Source organism: Streptomyces niphimycinicus (assembly GCF_018883605.1).
Lineage (GTDB): Bacteria > Actinomycetota > Actinomycetes > Streptomycetales > Streptomycetaceae > Streptomyces > Streptomyces niphimycinicus.
In genome coordinates this window covers 1-929 of sequence record NZ_JAHLEM010000836.1, presented here as the reverse complement: position 1 = coordinate 929, position 929 = coordinate 1, and the positions used below count along the sequence as shown (strand labels likewise).

The 929-nt window shown below is 68.6% G+C and carries 1 protein-coding gene and 1 pseudogene; one reads left to right on the top strand and one right to left on the bottom strand.

Annotated features, from left to right (window positions below; translation table 11 throughout):
- Positions 1–231, bottom strand: a pseudogene (locus KN815_RS43800) (D-alanyl-D-alanine carboxypeptidase/D-alanyl-D-alanine endopeptidase); the annotation flags it as partial.
- Positions 232–428: 197 nt separating this feature from the next.
- Here KN815_RS43800 and KN815_RS43795 point away from each other — a divergent pair.
- Positions 429–920 (top strand): inorganic diphosphatase, encoded by a 492-nt coding sequence (locus KN815_RS43795; RefSeq protein WP_014061662.1) that lies wholly within the window; start codon positions 429–431, stop codon positions 918–920.
- The last annotated feature ends 9 nt before the right edge of the window (positions 921–929 follow it).

Sequence of the window (929 nt, the reverse complement as noted above, 5' to 3'; positions counted from 1 at the left end):
GGCGCTGGGCGCGGGCCGCCCCGGACCGCCGTTGCGCCCGTCGTCCGGGGCCCGGTCGTCGGTGGCGCGGGCACGTTCGGCCGTCCGCTGACCGCCGTCCCAGGGTCCGGCCACGAGCACCGACACCACGGCGACCGCCAGACCGGTCGCGGCGGAGACCGTCACCAGTTGCCAGGTCCGCTGCCGCTCCCGGGGCATGCGCCGCCATTCGCGCCGGATACGGGCGCGCACGCGGTCCCATTCGTACAGTCCACGACCGCGCGCGCGGTCGAACTCGCGTCGCCCACGGCTCACCCGATGCCGCAGCCACTCCCTGACCTGCCACGATCGGGCTTCAGGCACGACCGACCAGCCCCTTTCGCCACCACACACCTGCGTGGGGGACACTTAATCACCAGACGTATGTGTTGATCATGGAGGAGCCACCCGTGGAGTTCGACGTCACCATCGAGATCCCGAAGGGTTCGCGGAACAAGTACGAGGTGGACCACGAGACGGGTCGCATCCGTCTTGACCGGCGACTCTTCACGTCGACCAGCTACCCCGCGGACTACGGCTTCGTCGAGAACACCCTCGGCGAGGACGGCGATCCGCTGGACGCACTGGTCATTCTCGACGAGCCGACGTTCCCCGGCTGCCTGATCAAGTGCCGTGCCATCGGCATGTTCAGGATGACGGACGAGGCGGGCGGCGATGACAAGCTGCTTTGCGTACCGGCCTCGGACCCCCGGGTGGAGCACCTGCGTGATATTCACCACGTTTCAGAGTTCGATCGCCTGGAAATCCAGCACTTCTTCGAGGTCTACAAGGACCTCGAGCCGGGCAAGTCGGTCGAGGGGGCCAACTGGGTGGGCCGCGCCGAGGCCGAGGCCGAGGTGGAGGCGTCCATCAAGCGCCTCGAGGCCGCCGGCGGCCACTGAGTCCTGATC